Below are 23,290 nucleotides of genomic sequence, written 5' to 3'. Positions count from 1 at the left end.
GGTCGATGCCCGTGTACCTCGACCACGCGGCGACCACGCCTCTTTCGGCGCCCGCGCTCGCCGCACTCACCACTGAACTCAGCCGTAGCGGCAACCCTTCGTCGCTGCACGGCTCGGGCCGTCGCGCCCGGCGAGTGGTCGAAGACGCCCGCGAGACCCTCGCCGCTGCGGCGGGAGCGCATCCCTCGGAAGTGATCTTCACCTCCGGTGGGACCGAAGCCGACAATCTTGCGGTCAAGGGCCTGTTCTGGGCCCGCCGCGCCGCTGACCCGCGCCGGCTGAGGATTCTGTGCTCAGCCATCGAACACCCGGCGGTTCAGGACACGGTCGAATGGCTGGCCACACACGAAGGAGCGCGGGTCACCTGGCTGCCCGTCGACTCCGAGGGAATGGTGTCCCTGACAGCGCTGCAGGCCGAGCTCGACGGCGACCCGGACACCATCGCGATGATCACCGTGATGTGGGCCAACAACGAGGTCGGCACGATCCAGCCCATTCGGGAGATCACCGCGGCAGCTGCGGTGCACAGCATCCCCGTGCACTCGGATGCTGTGCAGGCCTTCGGATCCCTTCCGGTGTCCTTCAGCCAGTCAGGCCTCGCGACGATGGCGGTCAGCGGGCATAAGATCGGTGGCCCGGTGGGTGTGGGTGCCCTTTTCGTCGGCCGGGCGGTAACGCTCACCCCGGTGCAGCACGGCGGGGGGCAGGAGCGGGATATCCGCTCGGGAACCCTTGACGCCGCTGGTATCGCGGCTTTCGCCGCGGCCGCTGCATTTGTCTCAGGCAATCTAGACCAGGAGTCCGCCCGGATCTCGGCCCTCAGGGACCAGCTGATCAGCCAGGTGGAGTCGGCTATCCCGGAGGCCGTCCTCAGGGGCCACCGGACCCTGCGGCTTCCCGGCAACGCCCACTTCACGTTTCCCGGCTGCGAAGGGGATTCCCTCCTGTTCCTGCTCGATCTTGCCGGAGTGGAATGTTCCACCGGCTCGGCCTGCACAGCTGGAGTCCCCAGGCCGTCCCATGTGCTGCTGGCGATGGGCCTCTCCGAGGCGGAGGCCAGGGGGGCCCAGCGATTCTCGCTGGGGCATACCTCAGGCCCTGCGGACGTTGAAGCTCTTGGAGCTGCGTTGCCCGAGGCCTACCACCGTGCCCGGCAGGCGGGAATGGCTGGCCATGCTTCAAACATTCAGACAGCTGGAACAGGTTTTCGATAGTGAAGGACAACTCATGAAGGTACTCGCAGCAATGAGCGGCGGAGTGGACTCCGCCGTCGCCGCAGCACGGGCAGTGGAGGCAGGGCACGACGTCGTCGGCGTCCACCTGGCGCTTTCGCGCATGCCGGGCACCCTACGCACCGGCAGTCGTGGGTGTTGCACCATCGAGGACTCCCGTGATGCCTGGCGGGCCTGCGACATCCTGGGGATTCCCTACTACGTGTGGGACTTCTCGGAACGATTCAAGGAGGACGTTGTCGACGATTTCATCGCCGAGTACGCCGCCGGTCGCACCCCGAACCCGTGCATGCGCTGCAACGAACGGATCAAGTTCGCGGCCCTGCTGGAAAAGGCGCTGGCGCTGGGCTTCGACGCCGTCTGCACCGGCCACTACGCGAAGGTCATTGAGGACAGCGACGGGAACCGCGAGTTGCACCGGGCAGCGGACTGGGCGAAGGACCAGTCTTATGTGCTGGGCGTCCTCACCCACGAGCAGCTGAAGCACTCAATGTTCCCGTTGGCTGAAACCCCGTCCAAGGCCGAGGTCCGCGCCGAGGCCGAGCGCCGCGGACTATCCGTGGCGAACAAGCCCGACAGCCACGACATTTGTTTCATTCCCGACGGTGACACCCGTGGCTGGCTTGCTGAACGCATTGAGATGACCGAGGGTGCGATTGTCGACACCGCCGGGGAGCAGGTGGGTACCCACCCCGGCGCCAACGCTTTCACAGTGGGCCAGCGCCGTGGCCTGAAGCTCGGCACACCCGCCGACGACGGCAAGCCACGCTTCGTGCTGGAGATCAGGCCGAAGGAAAACAAGGTGGTGGTCGGTCCCGAGCGGATGCTGGCCGTGGACCAGTTGCGGGGCATCAAGGTGTCCTGGGCTGGACTACCGATCGACGAGGTAGTGACCGGCAGCGAATTTGAGTGCATGGCGCAGGTGCGTGCCCATGGCGACCCTGTTGACGCGGTGGCCTGGATGGAGAACGACGGCGACGGTTCGGCGGAACTCGTGGTTCGGCTGAACGAACCGATGCGAGGCGTCGCCCCGGGCCAGACCGTCGTCCTGTACCAGGGGACACGGGTCCTGGGCCAGGCGACCCTCGACTCCGCCCGGTCGTTGGAACGCCCTGAGCTGCAGCCAGCCCTGTAGGAGCCCGTCCTCATCGCACCGCCGGTTGAATATGTCGTCCCAGGATTAGTCGGCAGTCTGCAACTGGTGTTTGACTTGATGCATGAGTGAATCGAGCAGCGGCTACGACCCAGGGGCAAGCTCCCTTGCCGGGCAGGTACAACCCGAGGTGATGGCGGAGCTCCTGTCCGTGCGGAGCAGTATCGATAACATCGATGCGACGCTTGTCTATCTTCTCGCCGAGCGGTTCAAGGCCACTCAGCGGGTGGGAATACTCAAGGCGGAGCACCAGCTACCGGCCGGCGACCCGGATCGGGAAGCGGCCCAGATTACCAGGCTCCGCGCGCTGGCCGAAGAAGCCAACCTCGACCCGGCCTTCGCCGAAAAGTTCCTGAACTTCATCATCTCCGAGGTGATCCGTCACCATCAGGCGCTGTCCGAGAACCGCCGCTTGCCGGAGGGCCCCGGTGGATCCTAGCTCCTCCCAGGTCACGGCTACCGCCCTCGGTGAATGGCCAGGAACCGACCCGCTCGAAGCAACCCGGGTGGTCCGGGGAGAGCTCGGCGACCCGCACCTTCCCCACCTGGTATCCCTGCCGGACCGCGGGGTCGGTAGCGACGCCGTCGGGCGGACAGCAGCCATCCTGGTGGAAATGCCAGTTGATGTGCAGCCCCACGGCTGGCGCCTCGTTGACCGGCCCGGTAAGGATCACCGCCGGGCCGTCTCGGCACTGTCCACCGATCTGAACGTGCTCGGTGATGTGATTGGCGCCGAATCAGAGCCGGGGCCCGCTGTGAAGATCCACCTACGGGGACCGCTGTCCCTTGCCGCCAACCTTCATCTGCACAGCGGGGAACGCGCCTTGCTCGACGTCGGGGCACGCCGCGAAATCAGGGATTCCCTGGCAGCAGGTGCTGCCGCCCTGATCGGCAGGGTCAGATCGGTGGCGCCGGGCGCCCTGATACAGGTTCAATTGGACGAACCCGAAATCGCCAGTGTGCTGGCCGGCGGTGTGCCGACAGCAAGTGGCTACCGGACCCTTCGGGCGGTACCGGACCAGGAAGCCGCCGACGCGTGGGACACCGTAGCTGAGGCAGTGCGAGAATCCGGGGCCGGAACTGTGGCGGTGTCATTCCCCGCCGAGAGCGCGCCCCTCGATGTGCTGGCGACCAGCAGAATTACCGCGGTGGCGCTTCCCCTCGCGGGGTTGTCCATGGCGCAGTGGGAGTCCCTGGCCGGTCAGCTCGAAGCGGGAGGCGAACTGTGGGCGGGAATCATCCCTGACCCGCGGGCCGTCCCCACGGTGTCCGCCCTGGCGGGAGCAGTCCTGTCACCGTGGCGGATGCTGGGGTTGCCGTTGAACCGGTTGGCGCAGCTGCGGTTGACCCCCGACACCGGGCTGGCCGGGGTTTCGCCCACCGCCGCCGCAAACATCCTGCGGCGCCTCACCCAGACCGCCGATGCGCTGAACCAGGAGATGGCTAACGACTAGCGGCGCTTTTCCCAGCGCCGCGGTTCGGCGCCTGGGGGCAACACGCCGTCAAAATCGACCAGGTGGTAGTCAAAGGCCCCCGCGTAGACCAGAAGGGTACCCAGCTGCCGCTGCACCACCCGGGTCTGGATCCTGAACCTGCCCGTCGTCTCATCCCACCACTGCTCCATGTAGGCAGTGGCCCCAACAACCTCGGGAACAGCCAACCGCACCGGGCCGGCGAACACACGGGTCCGGTTGGAGACCATCCGCATCCGACCCTCAGCGGTGACGGAACAGGTGAGGTCGGTGAGCGTCAGCCGGTGCGCTCCCACATAGTCGAGCAACTGGCCGTCCTCCTCGGAGGTGGTGTCCTCGAAAACGCGGTCGACCCCAGGAAAGTGCAGCACACGCCGGGCGGTCAGCGAAGACCTGCCGAATGGATCCGTATGCGGGTAATTGACGATCGTGAACGGTACATCGGTCCCGTATTCGGGGAAGAACGAGTTCTCCGCAGCCGCCAGCCGGAAAACGGGTCGAGCGAACCAGGCCGGGCAGCCCGCTACCTCAAAGGTGCCGCTGCCCACGCCGGCCTTTCCCGCGCCGGAGTGGAGGCTGAAATATGCCTGGAGTTCCGGCTGGAGCCGGTCAAAGTCAGTGCCCAGAGCGCGCTGGTAGATGGATAGCATGTTAGAACTCCCAGTGTCGTCGTTCGCTGATCCAGTCGATCAGGATGCGTGCGGTAAATCGTTGGTGGGTGCGCAGGAAGGGACTGGTGGCCAGGTCCGGTTGGGATCCACTGGTCACCATGTAGGCGGCAAGGACCGCTAGCCAGGCATCAATATGTTCGGGGTCGGCGTCTGCACTCAGCGGTGACTCGGTGAGCCAGGGACCGACGTCGATCCCGGCGTGGCGCGGATACACCAGCAGCGCCACCCAGTCCGCCCACGCCGGGCCGGTGGACAGGAAGTTCCAGTCACAAAAAAGCGCAACGGGTTCGGTGGTGCTCCTCGGGTTGGAACGGATCAGAATGTTGTCAGCCCGGAGATCATTGTGCAGCACTGCGTCGCCCACCAGCGCGTCGCGGCCGAGCAGGGTCAGGTCCTGAAGCTCCGCCATCTGCCGAGGTTTAAGGGGGGACAGATAGGAGGGGAGCCGATCATTGACCAGCCAACAGTCGGAGACACCGGTCTGTGAGTCAGCGCCAAAGAAGTCGTCGACCATCGAACCACCGGAGAACTCGGTCGGCAACTCCTGAAGACCGGACTGAACCGTCAGCAATGACCGGTGGACGGCCCCCAGATCGGTGGCGGTCCAGGGCTGCCCCGGCATGTAGCCGTCAATGGCCTCAAAGCAGAGCAGTTGCCACTGGGTTCCAGCAGCGGGGATCAGTTCCGCAAAGTGCAGTAACGGGAAAGGCAGATTGGCCGGCAGCGCGGCGAGAACCTCAGCCTCGCGGACATAGGCGGCGAAAATGGGGTGATTGGTAGCAGGGGCCGCCTTGGCGAAGAGGCTGCGGTTCCCGGCGCCGACGACAGCAGCGAAACCGTTGGTGAAGCCACCGCCGGCCGGGGTGACGGTCTCCGGTGGGGATCCCAGCTCGGCCGCGATTCGGTCACTGACAGCCGCGGGCAACGTCGCCCACGGGGCACGACGGGCCGTTCGGGTGTAGTCGATCCCGGCGCTACCTTCGGTCGGAATCATCAGAGCCGACCAGCAGCTTTGAGCCGGATATACATGTCAGCAAGGTGTGGCGGCAGTTCGTGCGGGGTAGCATCGACCACTTCTGCCCCTAGCTGACGGAACTGGGCTGCCACCGCTGCGCGATCCAGCAGGGCGCGCTCGGCAGACGCGGCCCGGTACACGTCGGACACGGATTGGCGTTCGCTGCGCATCTCATCCAGCCGCGGGTCCCGAACTGACGCGACCACCACCACATGCTGCGAGGTCAGATCGGCCAGCACCGGCAGCAGTCCCTCTTCAACCGAGCCTGAATCCAGCGACGTCAGCAGGACCACCAGTGAACGATGGGAGGAGATGGACCGAATCTGGCCGGGTACCCGTGACCAGTCGGCTTCAATCAGCTCGGGTTCCAACGGTGCCATCGCCTTGACGAGGGAATTGAGCAGATTCCCCTTGGCCGCCGAATTCACCCTGGCCCGCGGACGGCGATCGAAGGCAAGGAAATCCACCCGGTCCCCACCCCGTTGCGCGAGAACCCCGAGCAGCAGCGCAGCCTCCATGCTCGTGTCCAGCCGGGGCTCATCATCAATCCGCGCGGCTGAAGTGCGCGAGGTGTCCAACACGATGACCACCCGCCGGTCGCGTTCCGGGCGCCAGGTGCGTACCACTGTGTCGCGGCGGCGGGCGGTCGCACGCCAGTCGATCGAGCGGACGTCGTCGCCCCTGACATAGTCCCTGAGCGAATCGAACTCGGTGCCGGCACCGCGGATCTGGACGGCCGCCCGGCCATCAAGCTCACGCAACCGGCGAAGCTTTGACGGAAGATGGCGCTTGGAATGGAACGGGGGTAGTACGCGGAGGAGGCCGGGCGCCGGAATACTCACCTGACGGCCGGTCAGCCCCAGCGGGCCGACGCTGCGAATCGTCACCTGTTCCACCCGCAGATGTCCCCGCCGTTCAGGGAGCAACCTGATCAACAGCTGCCTGGATTCACCCGGTGGAACCGAGACATGCTGTACTGCATCAACTGCTCCTGCCGACGGCTGCCACGCCTCGCGGACAATGGCCCTGAGCTGGCGCCGGGAATAGTTGCGGACGGTGAGTGTGCTGGTGCAAGCCTCGGTCAGGCGTACACTGTCCGGCAGGTCCCGGCTGAGTCCCGTTTTCCTCGGCGAGGCGGCCAGGGAAAGGTCCAGGGCTCCTACCAGAACCAACGCAGTGGTCCAGATCAGGATGGACACCGCGCCCGGGTAAAGCGCCACGGGCACTACCCCGAGGAACGCCAGGAGGACGAATCGTCCGGTGATAGTCATGCGGCCCGGGGCCTAACGTGGCACGGGGACGGTAGCGAGGATCCCCAACAGCACATCATCCACTTCGACGCCGTCCATTTCAGCCTCGGGGCGCATCGACACCCGGTGACGCAACGCTGGCAGGGTGAGGGCCTTGACGTCGTCGGGAGTCACGAACGTACGGCCTGACAACCAGGCCCAGGCACGGGCGGTATTGAGCAATGCGGTGGCGCCACGCGGGGAAACCCCGAGCTGGAAAGACGGAGCAGTACGGGTTGCGCGGACCACATCAACGATGTACGCGATGACCTCCGGCGCGATCGCTACTGTTGCCACCGCTCGTCGGGCCTCCGCCAGATCAAGGGCGGAGGCGACCGGTTGCACCCCCGCAGCAGCGAGGTCCCGGGGATCGAAGCCCGCGCTGTGGCGGCGGATCACCTCTATTTCGTCGTCCCGGTCTGGCACTGACAGGGTGAGCTTCAACAGGAAGCGGTCGAGTTGAGCCTCGGGCAGGGGATAGGTACCTTCGTACTCCACCGGGTTCTGGGTGGCCGCGACGATGAACGGATCGGGGAGCGCCCGCGAAACGCCATCGACCGAGACCTGGCGTTCCTCCATGGCCTCCAACAGGGAGGCCTGGGTCTTGGGCGGCGTCCGATTGATCTCATCCGCCAACAGGATGTTGGTGAAGACCGGCCCCTCGCGGAAGGTGAATTCCGAGGTCTGTGCCTCGTAAATTAGCGATCCCGTCACGTCTCCCGGCATCAGATCGGGGGTGAACTGGACACGCTTGGTATCGAGGCTCAAAGCGGCCGACAGGGTGCGCACGAGGAGGGTCTTGGCGACGCCGGGGACACCCTCCAGCAGCACGTGGCCCTTCGCGAGCAGAGCGATCAGCATACCGGTCACTGCCGCGTCCTGGCCGACGATCACTTTGGCAACCTCGGACCTCACGTTCAGCAGGGCCTGGCGTTCGGGACCGGGCCCGCCCGGTGGCACGGGCGAGTCCTGGTGGGTCGGGATGTGTTGACTCATCTCGCGTCGATCTCTTTCTCTAGGGCGTCAAGGTCTTGGCTCCAGCGCACCAATTGGGCGTCGGACGTTGGTGTCTCGGTTCGCAGGAGTTGGTCGAGGTCGGCCGGTAACCGTGGGGAGTGGCGCGCTGCAGCGGCGACCACCTCGGTTGCCGAACTCGTTGCCGGCAAGCGAAGCCGTGCCGCGAGACGAATCAGGGTGGCGGCCCGGAGGTTGGCGGCGGCGCGATCAATGGATGCCGAATCCTGGTAGAGCCGCGCCCGTCCTTCGGCCGTCTCGGCCGCCCGCACCACCACGGGTAGCGGTTCCTCGGTGAGCGGCCCCAGCCGGCGTCCCCGCCACAAAGCAGCCAACAGGCCAGTCCCGAGTAGCCACAGCATCACCAGGTTCACCCAGTCGGGCAGAAGATTGAGCGGGTCGACCGGTGCATCGGTCAGCGCCAGATCGGCGGCCGTGGGCTGGTACCAGATGAGGACGGGGCTGCTCCCCAGGGTTCGCAGGGCAAGCGCCGCGTTGCCGTCCTGGTCGATGGCTTCGTTGCTGATGATGCTCCCGTGGCCGAGCACCACCACCTCCTGGCCAGCCGTGGCGGCGTAGGAGCCCGAGGGGGGACCGCCCTGCGCGGTGGCCGGGGGGAAACAGATCAGATCGGCCCGGTAAGCGAAACCGCCTGCGGAGATGGTCCCGGCCGCGGCGGCGTCCCCAACCTGACAGGCTGCAGGCAATGGATCGTCTTCGGAGGTGGGGATCAAACCGGCCTGTCGAATGGAGGGGGCAAGTTCGCCCAGGATCATGTTGTCTGGCTCGACCAGAACCAGCCGGTCGGCGACGCCGTCGAGGGTGCTCAGCTGCTCGGAGGTGAGCCACGAATCCGGATCATGGAGCAGGAGGGTCGAGGCGCCAGCCGACGCCGACGCCGCGGCAGCCTCGAGCGATTCCGCATGGACCACCTCGACGCCCTGTCCTTTCAGCACCTCGGCGAGCGCCATGGCTCCTGCCGGTGCCGGGTTGGCGGGGGAGAGCGCGACGCCGTCCTGCCCGGAACGTCCGAAAAACCCCACGAGCACCACAGTCACCAGGAGAAATCCCAGTGCCAGCCAGGGAGCGATCCTACGGATGCGGGTGGCTGCGGTACGGCCAGCGCTGCTACCGTCGCCGACAACCTCGGCAACGGTGGCCTGGTCCTTTTCGACAGTCATCATCGGGGTGCCGCCAGTTCCTGCGCCGACTGCTGCAGATCCGGGCGGGCGGACGCCAGCAGCTCATCGATCGCCGTGGCACGCTGGTAATCGGATTCGTTGGCCGGCAGGTTGCCGTAGTGCACTTCGTTGAAGCGGTCGGCTAACCACAGGGTGTCGCTGCCGACGACCCCGAAGGCGGCCCTGAGCTGCACTCCCGTCTCACCCGCTGTCCGTCCCGGCTGGCGATCGACAATTCCCCGCTCTTCGGCCGAGCGGATCACCGCCCGCAGCCGCTCGGTCAGAGCAAGGTCCCAGTCCCGTGATTCCGCAGCGGCCGCAGCTAGCCCACGATGCTCGTGAGCAGTGCGGACGGTATCACCCGAAAACACCCCGGTGCGGGAACGTTTGGTTCGGGCGTTCAGGCGGGGTTTAACCAGCCACACCGCTGCGGCGATCACCACCGCGGCGCCCAGGGCGAGCAGCAACGTACCGGGCCCGGCTTCAAGCGGCCGTAAGTCGGCGAAGATGGATCCCAGCCATTCCAGGATCGAGGTGGCGATCCGTTCCAGGAAATTGGGTTCAGCCTCCTGATAGCGGCCCTGGGCGAGCTCATCCATGAGCCAACCGCGGGCTTCCTCGTCGTCGGGCATGACCGGGATCCGATCAGCGATCGGCACCGAGGGCTCAGTCAAGCGGACCAGCATTGGCGAAAGTGGCACCCTGTTCAGGTCCCGGTGGTGGGTGGGCTCGGTGGGCCACCCGGCCGGTGACCGAATTGCTGGCCGCCGGGGTTGGCAGACTGGCCGGGGATCGGGGTGAACCGGCCCGCATTTGCTTCCTCATGTTCGCGCAGCAGGACCACATCGAACCCCTCGCGCCGGATGCGAAGGTCCACATAGAGCAGCGCGGTCACGCCGGCCTGGAAGGCGTAACCAATCGCACCGAAGACAGCTGTGATGAGCTGACCCACCACAAGGATGGGCAGGGAGTTCATCAGGTCATCGCCGAGTTCGGCCGGCGAGTCGCTGAAGGACACGAACTGGGTGGCAAGCAGGCTCAGGGGAGTGGAAATCACCGAGGTGATGATAGAGACGATGATGCTGGTCAGGATCAGGATCCCGAACGTTCGCCACCAGTTACGGGAAGTCAGGGTCCAGGACCGGCGCAGGGAGGTGAACGGTCCAGCACCCTCCAGCATGAGGACCGCCGGCGCAAGAACAAGTTTGATACTGAGCCAGATCATCAGGACCAGGGAGCCGAGGGTTCCCAGCACGATTAGCCAGACCGAATCCTGACCGAGGAGCGTGGCCAACAGCACCGCAATCACCACCAGAACCGTCAGCCCGGCAATGAACAGCAGAAGCAGGAGGAATCCAAGGCCCAGGAGGGGCAGGATCCGCCGGACGGCCAATTTCCACAGTTGCACGAAAGAAGTGCGCTCATTGAGCACCGCACGGGCAATCGGGATGACCAGCACCCCTTGCAGAATAAGGACACCCACGCTGCTGAGCACCACCAGTGCCGTAGCGATGGAAACCAGTGACGTCGCCAGTCCGGCAACCTCGTCCATCGACGGGTTGACTGGATCCAGCTGCGCGATCGAGCCGAACAAGCCGACCGTCAACAGCAGGGTGAGAACCGAAATCACCACCTGGAACAGGATGGCGGTGCCGAAGGTTGCGAGCGGGTTCTTCCGGCAGGCCTGGAACGCCCCGTCGAGGATCTCGCCCAGGCCCAGCGGCCTCAGCGGAATGATCCCCGGTTTGGGCGGTGCCTGATAGCCGGCGAACTGGCCGTGCGGAACGCCCTGCCAGCCGGGCTGCGCCCCCCATTGGGGTGATCCCGTGGGCTCGGGGTTCTGCCCCCACTGTGGTTGCTGCCCCCACTGGGCGTTCTGCCCGGGCTGTGGCTGCTGGCCCCACTGCGGTTGCTGCCCCGGCTGTGGTTGCTGGCCCCACTGCGGTGGCTGGGGGTGAGGTGGTGAAAGAGGTGGGCCCGCCGTATCGTCTGTCGACTTGTCGGCTGGGTCACCCTCATGCGGATTGTTGCTCATCCTGCCCCCCGGAACGTTTATTCCACTTGTGAACCCGTCTCCTAGAACTATAGTTACCGGGAGGGATTTCCGGGAACTTGCCCGGCGCTGGGGCGCGCGGAGCGATTGCGCTAGTACGACATTGCCGTGGCAATGGGAGACTATGGAGATATGAAGGCACGCATTCTGGTCGTTGACGACGACGAAGCACTGGCCGAGATGATCGGCATCGTACTACGCAACGACGGATTTGATCCCGTGTTCTGCGCTGACGGTTCTCAGGCCCTGGACATCTTCAGGAGCTCCAAACCCGACCTGGTATTGCTTGATCTGATGCTCCCTGGGATAGACGGTATCGAAGTCTGTCGCCAGATCCGCAACGAATCCGACCTCCCCATCGTCATGCTGACTGCGAAGTCGGACACCTCCGACATCGTCAGAGGTCTGGAATCCGGTGCCGACGACTATGTGCCGAAGCCGTTCAAGCCCGCGGAACTGGTGGCGCGGGTGCGGGCGCGGCTGCGCCCCGGGGACCAGAAGGCTCCCGAGACTCTCCGCATCGGCGAGGTCACCATCGACGTCGCCGGGCACTCGGTCGTCCGCGGCGGGGACCGGATCTCACTGACCCCCCTGGAATTCGATCTGTTGGTCGCGCTGGCCCGCAAACCGTGGCAGGTCTTCACCCGGGAGTTGCTGCTTGAGCAGGTGTGGGGCTACCGGCACGCCGCGGACACCCGACTGGTCAACGTGCATGTACAACGGTTGAGGTCGAAAATTGAACGTGACCCGGAAGCGCCGGAAATTGTGCTGACGGTCCGGGGCGTGGGATACAAGGCAGGACAGGGGTAAGTTGGACAGCGCTGCAGCTAGCGTCCGGAGCAGGCTGGGTGACGCGGCCTCACAGGTCTGGTCCTGGGTCCGGACGGCGCTTTCGCGGACCGCCCGGCAGTGGCGTCGGTCGCTGCAGTTCCGCACTGTCGTCTCCACCCTGCTTCTTACCGCGGTGGCCTTTGCTGCAGTCGGCGCTTTTCTGTCCAACCAGATTGCCACCGGGTTATACGAGGAACGATTCGAACAGTTCCGCGCCGAGTCCAGCAACGGGCTCAGCGAGGTGGCGGCAATTTTCAGCAGCGCGTCGACCACCGATAGTGAATCAACCCTCCGATTAGTGCAGGACACCCTGCCCAGCCTTGAAGGCGGAGGCGCTGACGCACCCCGGCGGTTCATCCTCGCCATCGTGCCCGATCAGACCACCGATATCTACGTCGCCCCATTCGGAAGCGACAACCTGACCGAGTCGAGCGCCATCCCGGCTGCAATGGCCAACGCGGTGAGGTCCGGTGATGACCAATACTGGTCAGCCACGTCGATCGAGTCGACTTCAGGGGAGAGGGTGCCGGGGCTCGCGTTCGGCACCAAGGTGACACTGCCACCGGGGCAGACCGAATATGCGCTGTACCTGATCTACGACCTGTCCTCGATGCAGGCCACCCTTGACTACATCCACGGGGTGATCTGGATTGCCGGCATCCTCCTGTTGGTGATCATTGGGGCTATCGCCTGGTTTGTGACCCGGAGTCTCGTGGGGCCAGTAAGCCATGCTGCAGTGGTGTCAGAAAAGCTGGCAGCCGGCGAGTTGCAGGAACGGATGGATGTGAAGGGCGAGGACGAGGTGGCGCGGCTTGGCGCGTCGTTCAATCACATGGCGGAGAGCCTTCAGGATCAGATCACCCAGCTCGCGCAACTGTCGCAGATGCAGCAACGCTTCGTTTCGGACGTCTCCCACGAGCTTCGTACCCCGCTGACCACGGTGCGGATGGCCGCGGAGGTACTCCACGACGCCCGCGCCAATTTCGACCCTGTCAATCGCCGATCCGCCGAAATCCTGTACAACCAGGTGGAACGATTCCAGGCACTCCTCGCCGATCTGCTGGAAATATCACGGTTCGATGCCGGCGCTGCGGTGCTTGAAGCGGAATCTGTCGACATCTTCCAGGTGGTTCGGCACGTGATTGACGGCGCACAGCCGTTAGCGGATGCCTGCGGCTCCGAGCTGAGCATCATCTCCCGCGAGACCGAATGCCTGGTCGAAGTGGATCCCCGCAGGATTGACCGGATTCTCAGGAACCTCGTGGTGAACGCGCTGGAGCATGGAGACGGGAAGCCCGTCTCGATCTATATTGCCTCGAATCCCGACGCCGTCGCCGTCGCCGTTCGTGACTACGGCATCGGCATGACTCCGCTTGAAGCGTCCCGGGTGTTCGACCGGTTTTGGCGGGCGGATCCCGCCCGGGCCCGAACCACGGGCGGGAGCGGCCTTGGATTGTCAATTGCCACCGAGGATGCCCACCTCCATGGAGCCTGGCTACAGGCCTGGGGATCACCGGGTAAAGGCGCCTGTTTCCGGCTGACGCTTCCCAAGCTCAGGGATTCCGTTCTCAAGGTCTCACCTTTGCCGCTGCCGCCGAGGACGGGCGGGCTGCCCGATCGTCGGGCAGTCGAGACATCCCCGGACTCGCTGCCGCAGCTAACCACACTGCCGAAGGAGCCCCACGATGCCCGCTAACAGGCGTCCACTGAGCCGGTCACTGGCCCTTCTTTTGTTGCCGATCCTGCTGGTGGTCAGCGGCTGCTCGTCAATTCCCACGTCTGGTCCAGTGGGCGTGATCACTGCAGATACCGGGTCCGATACCACCGACCCGCTGATTTTCAATCCACCGGGCCCCCGCCAGGACGCTGATCCGGAATCCCTCCTGAACTCCTTCGTCGACGCCGGCACGGGGGCCGCTGGCGACTACGAGATCGCACGGGACTACCTCACCGACGAGTTCGCCGCCCAATGGCGACCCGAAGAGCGCATCATCATCTACGGTGCCGACCCCCAGATTTCTGCGTCGCCGACCGACGGTGTCTACCAGATCCAGCTCGAAGTCGAGGGGACCATCAACGCTGAAGGTATCCGCACGGGGGCTCCTGCTACCACCACTGAAAGCCTCACCGCGAAGCTCGAGCAGAATGCTGACGGGCAATGGCGTATCACCTCGATCCCCAACGGCATCATGATCTCTTCCAGTCAGGCTGAGCTGTTGCTTGAAACCTACAGCCTGTACTTCTACAGCAGTTCCTTTGAACACTGGGTGCCCGACGTCAGGTGGTTCGTGAACCGGGCAGCCATTGCCACGAATATTGTGGAGGCGATGCTTGACGGTCCGGCGCCCTACTTGCAGGGGTCGGTGACCAGTGCGTTCCCCGAGAGCACTACCCTCGGCGTCGAATCGGTCCCCATCGTGTCGGGGACGGCGACGGTTGAGTTGTCCCCCGATGTGCTGCAGGAAACCAGTGACCTGATCCGGCAACAGATGCAGCAACAACTCCGGGAGAACCTGGCCGGGTTGAACACGGTCAATTCGGTGCAGATGACTGTCGAAGGGCAGCCGGTGTACCTTGGCGACGAGAGCAATGTCCCCCACCCAGATCTGTTAATCCCAGTCGGTGATCCGGCGGTCGGCAACAAACAGATCGTCGTTTCCGGCAATGAGCTATTCCTCTACCAGACGGGGGAGACGGTTCCCATTGAAGCCGTCCCCTCGGTGGCGGCCCTTGATCCCCAGGATCCGGCAATGACCCTCTCCGGGGCGGGCTTTGCGTTCCTCAACGGAAACCGGACACGGCTTTACACCACCGGGCCGGACCAGGAAATCATCATCGCTGCGACCGGACGGGGGTTGACTTCTCCTAGTTTCGACCCAAACAACTGGGTGTGGACGGCCAGCACTGGGCCTGAAGGCCTGGGGTCAACGGTTACCGCGGTGCCCCCGGGCGGATCGGAGGACAGTGCGGTGTCGGTGACGGCACCCTGGCTGGCTGATTCGGCAGTGCTGGAACTGAGGGTGTCGAGGGACGGGTCCAGGGCCTTGGTCGTGACCGAGCAGGAGGGGGTGAGCCGTGTTTTCCTGACCGGGATCGTGCGGAGTAACGACCGCACTCCGCAGAGTCTTGGCACTCCGCGGGAACTCTTCGCCAGCGGTCCGGTCAACACCGCGAAGTGGGTCAACGAGGACACGGTCATCGTCGCCGAGGCCTCCGCGGAGGAAGAGGTGACCCCTGAATTCCTGGGTCTTGACGGGAGCGTTGATGCGCTGTCGTCCCTCGAGGGGATTCTGCATATCAGTGCGGGCACCGGGCCGACGGCCATTTTCGCCGGCACCTCGGAAGGGGTTCGGAACCGGGTTGGGGACACTTGGTCGAATGAGCCGGTGGAAGGTGTCCAGGATCCGGCGTTCCCGGGCTGAGCTTAACGGGATCGCGCGCCCCGCGCCGCCCAGCGTCGATCCGCTGAGGCTCGGCGACTGACTTTGTCCACACTCGGTTGCGGGTGCGACCCCGGGGACTCACCGGGTGGCACAGTCAGGGGATGAACGCATTCCGTTTCCCCCCGTGGTGGAGGGGCGTGGCCGGCCACCTGGATGCCGTCCGGATGAGGCCGGACGTGCAGACCTTCACGGATGCCATCGTGGGCTTCTGGTCGCTCCTGTTCCCTACCGAATGCGCTGTCTGCGGGCGCCTCTTGATCTCACTCTGCCCCGAGTGTCTCTCTGCCATCCGTCAGGCGACAGTCCGCCCCGTCAGGGTCGAGCGAGGTGCGCCCGCACTGCCACCGGCGCTCGGGGAGCTGGAGTCTTCTACAGGTCTTGGCGATCCGCTGCCGGTGACAGCGGGCGGCCATTACCGGTCCGCACTTGCACGGCTGGTCCTTGCCTACAAGAACCATCACCGCACCGATGTGGGCAGGCCACTGCAAGCGGCGCTCGCTGGAGCGCTGCACTCGGCCGTGGAAGGGCTGCGTCAGGGCGGTGAAACGGCTGTGATTCTTCTGGTTCCGGTGCCTGCAAAAGGGGTGTCGCTGCGCCGCCGCGGGTACGATCCTCTGGGCCTGCTCCTTGACGGACTGGTTCGACGAGGCGAGCTGCCCGCGGACTGCCTGCCCGCCAGGTTGGTAGGGCACCGGGGTGTCACCGGCAGGCTGGCGTCCGCGCTCGCCGGCCGAGGTGGGCCGCAGCATCAAAAAGGCCTGGGATCGGCCCAGCGACGCGCCAATGTCCGCTTCACCATGTCCCTCCGGCGGGGCAGGCGGGTGATCCCCGGTGCAGTGTGCCTGGTGGTTGATGATGTGCTGACCACCGGGGCGACGATCGCCGAAGTCACGCGGGTTCTCCGGCTGGCTGGAGCTGAGGTGACAGGGGCGGTGGTGGTCGCCGCCACCGAGCCGCCGTCCCGGGCCGAATGAGAGTACCGAATAAAACTTGCGGAAAAAAACCAACACCGGAGGATGAATATCAGGAGCGGGTGAACTAACGTGAGGTATGGGTATCTTGTGGACGAATAGATATCCGTCGACAGCGGCTGGAAGCACGACTCCCCGGCCGCTGTTGTGTCACCTAAGGGATTTTGGAGGACACCATGGAGTTTTTGATCAGTGGTCGAAATCTGTCGGTTTCGGACCGTTTTCGGGAGTACGCCGAGGACAAGATCGATAAGATCGAGCAGCTTGGCGACAAGGTGCAGCGGCTAGAAGCGAAAGTCACCAAGGAGCCCAGCGCCCGTAATGCGGATAGCGCGCTCACCGTAGAACTCACGGTCCTGGCGAAGGGCCCCGTGATCCGGGCCGAGGCATCAGCAGCAGACAAATTTGCAGCCTTCGACCTTGCCTACAGCAAACTGCTGGAGAGACTACGCCGTGCCAGAGACCGGCGGAAGGTCCACCACGGACGCCACACCCCCATCGCTGTCCGTGAAGCCACAGCTGATCTTGAACCCGCCAGTACCACCGCGCCGCTGTACCTCGAAGTGCAGTCCACTCAGGCCCCGCAGGAAGCCCAGGACAGCGTCGTCGACAGCTATGAGATCGAAAATGACATTCCGGCCGGCGACTCGCCGGTGCTGATCCGACGGAAAGTCTTCTCCGGCACTCCCATGACACTCGAGGATGCAGTCGACAACATGGAATTGGTGGGACATGACTTCTACCTTTTCGTCGACTCAGCAACCGGCGCACCGTCAGTTGCCTACCGTCGGCAGGGCTGGACCTACGGCGTCATCACTCTCGACGCTCGGTGCGCCGAGGGAACTGAGGATCCGCGCGAGGAACTCCTTGCCTACCGGGCACGGGAAGCCGCGGCTTCGGCATCGGCCTGAGCTGGTAGGGGAGAGGACCAGTAAGGTCGGAGGGTGACCACAGTTCTCTCCCTGTCCCAGGCCCGGCGCATCGCGCTTGAGGCACAGGGACTGGCACGGGTAAGGCCCACCGGCCCCGCTACGGCGAGGCAGGTGGGCCTTACCTTTGCCCGGCTGCAGCTGCTGCAGATCGATTCGGTCAATGTCCTCATACGCAGTCATTACCTTCCCCTGTTCGCCCGACTGGGACAGTACAACCGTGACCATCTGGATCGGCTAGCCAATACACACCCCCGACGGGCGGTTGAATACTGGGCGCACGAGGCCAGCTTCATCAGGCCCGCGCTCTTTCCCTACCTCCGTCCGCTCCAGGAGCGCCGGTGGGTGGGGGCTCACTCGGTGCCCGAGGAACTGAGGGAATCGCTGCGTTCCCGCATCCGCGAGGTCCTGGCCGTCAGCCGTCCGCTAACTGCTCCACAACTGCAGCGACGGCTGGGACATCGTGAAACGCGTGGCCAGGACCAGTGGGGGTGGAACTGGAATTCGGTGAAACGGGTCCTGGAGGACATGTTCGAACGGGGGCAGGTTTCTTCGGCCGGGCGTAATGCGTCATTCGAGCGCAGATATGCACTTACAGACCAGGTCTTACCGGACCCCTGTGCGGCGTCGACGGTTATCCACCCAACCGAGGCATATCTCCACCTGACCGAGTTATCGGCCCGTGCCCTCGGGATCGGGACCCTGAAGTGCTTTGCCGACTATTTCCGGCTCCCGCTGAAACCGACATCGAGTGCCATCGACTCGTTGACTGCCAGTGGAGTGCTCAGGCCGGTCACCATCACAGGCTGGAACAGGCCAGCCTTCCGCCATGTGAACGCGGTACTGCCACGGAAAGCGGAGGGAAGGGCATTGCTGAGCCCCTTCGATTCGATGGTGTTCGAGCGCCGCAGGTTGTCGGAGCTGTTCGGATTCCATTACCGGATTGAAATTTACACTCCCGCTGCCGCGCGACGATACGGCTACTACGTGCTGCCGTTCCTGTTGCGCGACGCGATGGTGGCGCGGGTGGATCTCAAGGCCGACCGGGCTGCGGGAAAGCTGCTGGTGCGCGGCAGTCATAGCGAACCTGGAGCGCCCGCAGATACCGTCGTCGAGCTGGCGGCGGAGTTGCGGCTCATGGCTACCTGGCTGGGGCTCGATGACGTCGTCGTCGAGCCCAACGGTGATCTGGCCCAGGCCCTGAAACTGGCAGTTTCCCACGAATAGCACCCTCTGGCGGCACCAGTTCGACAGGATAAGTCGTCTCTCCCGTAGACTGAACACGCCAGATTTCGGCGCACCTAGATTGGGAGCAAATACCAGTGCCATCACTTCTTGAACGAGTCCTCCGCACCGGCGATAAGAAGACACTGAAGAAACTCCGAAACTATGCTGACGCCATTAACGTCCTGGAGGACGAGTTTCGCGAGATGAGCGACGACGATCTCAGGGGAGAGGCCGACAAGCTCAAGCAGCGTTATGCCGACGGTGAGACCCTCGACGCGCTCCTGCCCGAAGCCTTCGCGGCCGTCCGTGAGGCATCGGCGCGCACGCTGAAGCTGCGGCAGTTCGACGTACAGCTGATGGGTGGTGCTGCCCTGCACCTGGGCAATATCGCCGAGATGAAGACCGGTGAGGGTAAGACGCTGGTCGCCGTCGCTCCAGCCTTCCTGAACGCGCTCACAGGCAAGGGCGTTCATATTGTCACCACCAACGACTATCTCGCCGAGTACCAGTCCGAGCTGATGGGACGCGTCTTCCGGTTCCTCGGGATGACCAGCGGTTGCATCCTTTCCAAGCAGGATCCCGCGACCCGCCGCGAACAGTACAACGCCGACGTCACCTACGGCACGAACAACGAGTTCGGGTTCGACTATCTGCGCGACAACATGGCGTGGAGCGCGACCGAGCTGGTGCAGCGCGGCCACCACTTCGCCATCGTCGACGAAGTCGACTCAATCCTGATCGACGAGGCGCGCACCCCGCTGATCATTTCGGGGCAGGCCTCCGGAGACGTCAACAGGTGGTACACCGAGTTCTCCAAGGTGGTCAAAAAGCTCACCAAGGACACCGATTATGAGGTCGATGAGAAGAAGCGCACCGTCGGGGTACTTGAGGACGGTATCGAAAAGGTCGAGGACTATCTCGGAATCCAGAACCTCTACGAATCTGCCAACACCCCGCTGATCGGGTTTCTGAACAACGCCATTAAAGCCAAGGAGCTGTTCAAGAAAGACAAGGACTATGTGGTCCTCAACGGCGAGGTCATGATCGTTGACGAGCATACTGGCCGGATTCTTGCGGGGCGGCGCTATAACGAGGGCATGCACCAGGCTATCGAGGCCAAGGAGGGTGTGGAGATCAAAGCCGAGAACCAGACCCTCGCCACGGTCACCCTGCAGAACTACTTCCGGCTCTACGAAAAACTCTCAGGTATGACCGGTACAGCGGAGACTGAGGCCGCCGAGTTCATGGCCACCTACAAGCTTGGGGTGGTGCCCATTCCCACCAACCGGCCCATGGTGCGTGCTGACCTGTCGGACCTGATCTACAAGAATGAGATCGCCAAGTTCGACGCCGTCGTCAAGGACATCGTTGAACGCCATGAGACCGGCCAGCCGGTTCTGGTGGGTACCACCAGCGTGGAGAAGAGCGAGTATCTTTCGAAGCAGCTCGCCAAAGCCGGTATTCGGCACGAGGTGCTGAACGCCAAGAACCACTCGCGTGAAGCCTCGATTGTTGCCCAGGCGGGGCGTAAGGGTGCTGTCACGGTGGCCACGAATATGGCTGGTCGTGGCACCGACATCATGCTCGGCGGTAACGCCGAGTTCAACGCGATCGCCGAACTGGAGAAGCGGGGTCTGAGCCCCGCGGACAACCCGGACGAGTATGAGAGCCAGTGGCCTGACGCGCTGATTGCCGCGCGGGACTCGGTCGAGTCAGAGCACAATGAGGTCAGGGAACTAGGCGGCCTGTATGTGCTCGGCACGGAACGCCACGAGTCGCGCCGGATCGATAACCAGCTCCGCGGCCGTTCCGGCCGTCAGGGTGACCCCGGTCGGTCGCGCTTCTACCTGTCGCTGACCGACGACCTGATGCGGCTGTTCAACTCCGGCGCAGCTGAACGAATCATGAACTCGTCGACCATGCCCGACGACGTCGCTCTTGAGTCGAAACTGGTCTCCAAGGCGATCGAGAGCGCACAGGGCCAGGTGGAGGGACGGAACGCCGAGCAACGCAAGAACGTGCTGAAGTACGACGACGTCCTGAATCGTCAGCGCGAAGCCATCTATGGTGACCGGCGTCGGATTCTTGAGGGTGGCGACCTGCACGAGAAAGTCAGCTTCTTCCTGGAAGACGTTGTGACTGCGATGGTCGATGAAGCAACGGTCCAGGGGCACGGCGATGACTGGGACTACGAGCAGCTGTGGACCAACCTCCGCACCCTCTACCCGATCAGCCTCACCATCGACGAGGTACTTGATGAAGCTGGCGGCCCGTCCAAAATCACCCGGGATTTTCTTCACGCGGAAATCCTGTCGGATGCCAAGGTCGCCTATCAGGCCCGCGAAGAGGCCCTGGGAGAGCAGACCATGCGCGAACTGGAACGCCGGGTGGTCCTGTCGGTCATCGGCCGGAAATGGCAGGAACACCTGTACGAGATGGACTATCTCAAGGAAGGCATCGGGTTGCGGGCGATGGCCCAGCGCGATCCTCTGGTCGAGTACCAGCGCGAAGGGTTCATCCTTTTCCAGGCGATGATGGAGGCGATCCGGGAGGAAAGCATCGGGTTCCTGTTCAACCTGGACGTCGAGGTGGCCGCTCCCGCGCCCACCGGTCTTCCCGGAGTGGCCGATGGCCGTGGCCTCGTGCAGGGGCCGACCATCAAAGCAGCCGGCCTCGACGCCCCGGAAAGGCCAGCAACCCTGAACTTCTCGGCGCCCAATGCCCAGGGCGAGGTCGAAACGCGGGTGGAGCGGCGCTCCGGCGCGGCGAAGACGGCCGAAGCTCGTGCGACCTCGAAACGTAAAAAGAAGTAGTACCTAGCCGATCTCGAGGGCAGTTACCTTCCACTGTCCGCGCCGACGCTCCAATCTCAGGGCGACGGCGCGGACTCTGCGGTGTTCAACCACGACAGCAGAAGCCTCGTAGACGTTTTCACTGATGCGACAGATACGCACGGAGCGCACCGAAATATTCCGGTGCAGCAGCTGGTCATGACCTCCCTTGGGTGTCGCGCGGTTGAGGCTACGGACCAGGTTGGTGCGAAGCTGCAACCGTTCGTAGCTGGGCGGGTCCAGCCAATCGGCCAGCTGCTGCAACGGCCTGGAGCCACCGAGCACCTCCAGGGATGCCTGCACCACCGAACGAGTGATGCGGTGCACCTGGGTTGCTGCAGCGAGCTCCTCAAGGTTCGGTGCGCGGGCGGAGACTTGTCGATCGGCGTCGGACCCAGCGAGTGGGCCGGTGGCCGGGGCGGGGCTCTGGGGAGGACGGACTAGCTGGGTCTCGGTTAGCATGATGCTCCTGGCGTGGTTACCGCGCGGCCGGAGGGACCCGGAGTAACTGGCCGGGAATGAGTAGATGGGGATTGTCGCCGATCACTTCACGATTCTCGTCATGCCATCGGGGCCAGGCATCGGCAATCTCGACAGCTGTGGCGAACGGTCCGAGGTGTGCCGAGGCGATAGTCCAGAGCGAATCACCGTGACGAACAGCGACCACCGGCGGGTCCGCAGGCTGGCCGGCAGCCTGGCCCGCTGGTGCCGGAGTTCGAGTTTGGCCCCGCAGCAATGGGAGACCATCGACAGGTGCTGGGACAGGTTTCCACTGTGGTCTGACAGGCGACGCCTCATCTCGACCCGGCCCCGCTTCGGACGAAAGTACTGAATCGCCCTGCGCAGAGGCCATCGGAGCGGTGGAGTAGTGGCCGGGAGGTTCTCCGCCCAGTGCTGCTGGTACTCCGCCGAGAAGGTGCAGACCCACCATCGCCGCGGCAATCCTTCTCATGAAACCAGGGGTGAAAAGCCCAGCCACGTGTGCGGCTTTTCGATAGCCTGCTCCCAACAGCAGCTCACTCACCAGGGCAAGTGCCAGAGCAACGGCCCACCAGCCAACCACCAGCATCCCAGCACTGGCAGCTGCCAGACCGAGAAGTCCTTCGATTCGCTGGTACCCAGTGAGCGGACCAGCGTTGGAGAGGATCACCTGGCCGCACGCATACAGTCCCACCCCCAGTAGCAGGATGCTCGTCGCAACAGACTTTTCGTTGAGAGATGTCATTTTTGCTCCTGAACCTAGGGTACCTAGCCGGTGGCTCGTTTGTAATGCTTTGACCTGTTTGTAGTGGTTTGTAGCTGTTTGACGCTTTATAGATATTTTGTACACCCGAATGCAGGTTGATGTCTATCCTTGACCAGGATTTTCTGGCGGCCTAGGCTGGCCCGGTGCGGTGGGAAGCCTTATTTCAGGACCTGGAGGCCCAGTTTGCTGCGGCGCACCTGATTGCCGTGGAGGGTGAGATTGCCGAGCTGTCCCGTCTGGAACTTGCTGCACTTACCGCGATGGATCGCATCAGGGCACAGCGGGGTGTCACCCTGCGAATCAGGACCCCCGGCGGAGGCCTGTTCAGTGGCGTCGTTCGCTATGTCGGATCTGAGTGGCTGGTGCTGGCGACCGGATCCGGCGCCACTATGATTCCAGCCACCGCGCTGAGCACCGTCGAAGGCATGGGGAGAGGGGCTGTCGCCGAGCCCTCCGAGGTTGCCACGAGATTGAGGATCGGCTCTGTTTACCGGGCTTTCGCCAGGGACCGAACCCCACTCACCCTGCAGCTGGCTAGCGGCGGGGTTCGGCTAGACGGCACTATTGACCGCGTGGGGAAGGACTTCCTGGAGCTCGCAACGGTGCCGCTCGGCGAACAGCGTCGCATGGGGAACGTCGCAGGAATGGTCCTGATTCCCTTGAGTAACGTTGAAGCGGTGCTGTCCCACCCCTGATTGAGCTAGTGAGTGCTATTTTCCCGGGCGGGGCCGA

The 23,290-nt window shown here is 64.1% G+C and carries 21 protein-coding genes; 12 read left to right on the top strand and 9 right to left on the bottom strand.

The features are described 5' to 3' along the window. Nucleotides 1–5: 5 nt before the first annotated feature. The 4 genes from ABD059_RS14435 to ABD059_RS14420 all read left to right on the top strand — a co-directional run bounded on the left by ABD059_RS14435 (nt 6) and on the right by ABD059_RS14420 (nt 3,839). Complete coding sequence (locus tag ABD059_RS14435; RefSeq protein WP_343881264.1) at nt 6–1,214, top strand: cysteine desulfurase family protein; 1,209 nt, start codon at nt 6–8, stop codon at nt 1,212–1,214. A 13-nt stretch (nt 1,215–1,227) separates the two neighbouring features. Further along, complete coding sequence (gene mnmA / locus ABD059_RS14430) at nt 1,228–2,367, top strand: tRNA 2-thiouridine(34) synthase MnmA (RefSeq protein ID WP_343881262.1); 1,140 nt, start codon at nt 1,228–1,230, stop codon at nt 2,365–2,367. An 82-nt stretch (nt 2,368–2,449) separates the two neighbouring features. Next, nucleotides 2,450–2,824 carry a chorismate mutase gene (locus ABD059_RS14425; protein WP_343881260.1) on the top strand — a complete coding sequence of 125 codons (375 nt, stop codon included), beginning with the start codon at nt 2,450–2,452 and terminating at the stop codon, nt 2,822–2,824. Continuing rightward, entirely contained in the window at nt 2,814–3,839 is a 1,026-nt protein-coding gene (locus ABD059_RS14420) for a uroporphyrinogen decarboxylase/cobalamine-independent methonine synthase family protein (protein WP_343881258.1), read from the top strand. Before ABD059_RS14425 ends, ABD059_RS14420 begins: the two co-directional genes overlap by 11 nt. Here the strand turns inward: ABD059_RS14420 and ABD059_RS14415 are convergent. Genes ABD059_RS14415 through ABD059_RS14385 form a run of 7 tightly spaced genes read right to left on the bottom strand, consistent with a single transcriptional unit; the run spans nt 3,836 to nt 11,062 of the window. Then, nucleotides 3,836–4,507 (bottom strand): DUF4166 domain-containing protein, encoded by a 672-nt coding sequence (locus ABD059_RS14415; protein ID WP_343881256.1) that lies wholly within the window; start codon nt 4,505–4,507, stop codon nt 3,836–3,838. The genes ABD059_RS14420 and ABD059_RS14415 overlap by 4 nt on opposite strands. A gap of 1 nt (nt 4,508) precedes the next feature. Next, nucleotides 4,509–5,522: a phosphotransferase gene (locus tag ABD059_RS14410; protein WP_343881254.1), complete on the bottom strand. Its 1,014-nt coding sequence runs from the start codon at nt 5,520–5,522 to the stop codon at nt 4,509–4,511. After that, the gene (locus tag ABD059_RS14405; RefSeq protein ID WP_343881252.1) at nt 5,522–6,814 is read right to left on the bottom strand and encodes a DUF58 domain-containing protein; all 1,293 of its coding nucleotides are present in this window, start codon (nt 6,812–6,814) and stop codon (nt 5,522–5,524) included. The genes ABD059_RS14410 and ABD059_RS14405 overlap by 1 nt, the downstream gene beginning before the upstream one ends. A 12-nt stretch (nt 6,815–6,826) precedes the next feature. Continuing rightward, nucleotides 6,827–7,828 carry an AAA family ATPase gene (locus tag ABD059_RS14400; protein WP_343881250.1) on the bottom strand — a complete coding sequence of 334 codons (1,002 nt, stop codon included), beginning with the start codon at nt 7,826–7,828 and terminating at the stop codon, nt 6,827–6,829. Further along, entirely contained in the window at nt 7,825–9,030 is a 1,206-nt protein-coding gene (locus ABD059_RS14395; protein WP_343881248.1) for a DUF4350 domain-containing protein, read from the bottom strand. The genes ABD059_RS14400 and ABD059_RS14395 overlap by 4 nt, the downstream gene beginning before the upstream one ends. Further along, on the bottom strand, nt 9,027–9,701 hold the full coding sequence (locus ABD059_RS14390; RefSeq protein ID WP_343881246.1) for a DUF4129 domain-containing protein: 675 nt from the start codon (nt 9,699–9,701) through the stop codon (nt 9,027–9,029). The genes ABD059_RS14395 and ABD059_RS14390 overlap by 4 nt, the downstream gene beginning before the upstream one ends. 32 nt (nt 9,702–9,733) lie before the next feature. Then, nucleotides 9,734–11,062, bottom strand: coding sequence for a DUF7847 domain-containing protein (locus tag ABD059_RS14385; protein WP_343881244.1), 1,329 nt, complete (start codon nt 11,060–11,062; stop codon nt 9,734–9,736). A gap of 150 nt (nt 11,063–11,212) precedes the next feature. Here ABD059_RS14385 and mtrA point away from each other — a divergent pair, with 150 nt between their 5' ends. The 7 genes from mtrA (at nt 11,213) to secA (ending at nt 21,294) form a co-directional block, all read left to right on the top strand. Further along, nucleotides 11,213–11,890 (top strand): MtrAB system response regulator MtrA, encoded by a 678-nt coding sequence (gene mtrA / locus ABD059_RS14380; RefSeq protein ID WP_343881242.1) that lies wholly within the window; start codon nt 11,213–11,215, stop codon nt 11,888–11,890. Nucleotide 11,891: 1 nt separating this feature from the next. Beyond that, complete coding sequence (gene mtrB, locus ABD059_RS14375) at nt 11,892–13,607, top strand: MtrAB system histidine kinase MtrB (RefSeq protein ID WP_343881240.1); 1,716 nt, start codon at nt 11,892–11,894, stop codon at nt 13,605–13,607. Next, entirely contained in the window at nt 13,597–15,333 is a 1,737-nt protein-coding gene (locus tag ABD059_RS14370; protein WP_343881238.1) for an LpqB family beta-propeller domain-containing protein, read from the top strand. The genes mtrB and ABD059_RS14370 overlap by 11 nt, the downstream gene beginning before the upstream one ends. 122 nt (nt 15,334–15,455) lie before the next feature. Continuing rightward, nucleotides 15,456–16,328, top strand: a complete 873-nt coding sequence (locus tag ABD059_RS14365) for a ComF family protein (protein ID WP_343881236.1) — start codon at nt 15,456–15,458, stop codon at nt 16,326–16,328. A gap of 173 nt (nt 16,329–16,501) precedes the next feature. Further along, nucleotides 16,502–17,236, top strand: coding sequence for a ribosome hibernation-promoting factor, HPF/YfiA family (gene hpf / locus ABD059_RS14360; protein ID WP_343881234.1), 735 nt, complete (start codon nt 16,502–16,504; stop codon nt 17,234–17,236). Nucleotides 17,237–17,269: 33 nt separating this feature from the next. Next, nucleotides 17,270–18,481, top strand: a complete 1,212-nt coding sequence (locus tag ABD059_RS14355; RefSeq protein ID WP_343881232.1) for a winged helix-turn-helix domain-containing protein — start codon at nt 17,270–17,272, stop codon at nt 18,479–18,481. 95 nt (nt 18,482–18,576) lie between these two features. Then, nucleotides 18,577–21,294 carry a preprotein translocase subunit SecA gene (gene secA / locus ABD059_RS14350; protein WP_343881230.1) on the top strand — a complete coding sequence of 906 codons (2,718 nt, stop codon included), beginning with the start codon at nt 18,577–18,579 and terminating at the stop codon, nt 21,292–21,294. 3 nt (nt 21,295–21,297) lie between these two features. Here the strand turns inward: secA and ABD059_RS14345 are convergent, their stop codons facing one another. Both ABD059_RS14345 and ABD059_RS14340 read right to left on the bottom strand, forming a co-directional pair. Further along, nucleotides 21,298–21,774, bottom strand: coding sequence for an Rv3235 family protein (locus ABD059_RS14345; RefSeq protein ID WP_343881228.1), 477 nt, complete (start codon nt 21,772–21,774; stop codon nt 21,298–21,300). Between the two features lie 16 nt (nt 21,775–21,790). Further along, entirely contained in the window at nt 21,791–22,537 is a 747-nt protein-coding gene (locus tag ABD059_RS14340) for a LysM peptidoglycan-binding domain-containing protein (RefSeq protein ID WP_343881226.1), read from the bottom strand. Between the two features lie 164 nt (nt 22,538–22,701). On the opposite strand from ABD059_RS14340, the gene ABD059_RS14335 reads away from it, so the two are divergent. Further along, on the top strand, nt 22,702–23,253 hold the full coding sequence (locus ABD059_RS14335) for a hypothetical protein (protein WP_343881224.1): 552 nt from the start codon (nt 22,702–22,704) through the stop codon (nt 23,251–23,253). The last annotated feature ends 37 nt before the right edge of the window (nt 23,254–23,290 follow it).

Source organism: Arthrobacter flavus, assembly GCF_039526005.1.
GTDB lineage: Bacteria > Actinomycetota > Actinomycetes > Actinomycetales > Micrococcaceae > Arthrobacter_D > Arthrobacter_D flavus.
The sequence above is the reverse complement of the archived record's forward strand: the minus strand, read 5'-3'. Positions and strand labels throughout refer to the sequence as shown.